The sequence below is a fragment of the Streptococcus oralis genome, assembly GCF_001075875.1.
In the GTDB taxonomy this organism is placed as follows: Bacteria; Bacillota; Bacilli; order Lactobacillales; family Streptococcaceae; genus Streptococcus; species Streptococcus oralis_I.
Genome location: NZ_JUOS01000133.1, coordinates 1 through 873, shown reverse-complemented (window position 1 = coordinate 873; position 873 = coordinate 1). Strand labels below are relative to the sequence as shown.

The following is an 873-nucleotide window of genomic DNA, read 5'->3' as shown; positions in this document are numbered from 1 at the left end:
AGTTAAGAAGACCTTAACTTTAACTCCTAAAACTTTTTCATAATAATCTCCCTATAAAAATTAAGTCGCCCAATCAGGCGGCTTTTTTGTATGTAAATTTTCAGAGATATTGACCTAAAACTTCTTGTTTTTTTAGTTTTTAAACATCAATTACAGTAAAGTAGACATATAAGATTCAGTAATTCTATAAATAACAATCAAATACAGAACAATCTGAAAATATAGAGATATTATAGGTGTGTTTTAAGTTTGAATGTTTGGACATAATTCTCTAAAATGTGCTATAATATAATGATGCAAAAAAATGGTATAGATCAGATTTTTTTAGAGAGATACCGGGTGTTTACATCTTTTATTTCAACAATTAAAGGTAATAAAAGATATCACAACTCTCTAAGAATTATTTTTATTTTTGCGATAAAAATGTACTCAAGGAGAAGAATTTATGTTTTTTAGACGTCAAGAAGGACGATACAGAGAAACAGATCGAGTTACGAGATATAAATTAATTAAGTCAGGGAAGCACTGGTTACGAGCTTCTACTTCGCTTTTTGGATTGTTTAAAGTCATTCGTGGGGGGGTTGACACGGCTCAAGTTACAACTGAAGTGGTAGAAGATCGAGTATCAACTACTATAACGGGACTAGATATTCTCAAAGGTATAGCTGCCGCTGGAACGGTTATAGGTGGAGGGATTGCTACTCAATCTCATGTTTATGCTAATGAACAGACAGCAGTTGAGAAAACAGTAGAGAGTGCCGATGTTTTAGCTACTTCGGACCAAGCTGTCTTGGGAACTGTTAATAAAGATGATGAGCAACAAGCTTCTGTTTCAGCATCAACTTCTATCAGTGAGAGTGCTTCTACATCAGC

General features: G+C 33.6%; 1 protein-coding gene. It reads left to right on the top strand.

Annotation, left to right across the window (positions count from 1 at the left end; all coding sequences use genetic code 11):
• Nucleotides 1–445: 445 nt before the first annotated feature.
• Nucleotides 446–873 (top strand): accessory Sec-dependent serine-rich glycoprotein adhesin (locus ADM33_RS07620; RefSeq protein WP_049504252.1); only part of this gene is annotated, 428 nt, incomplete at its 3' end.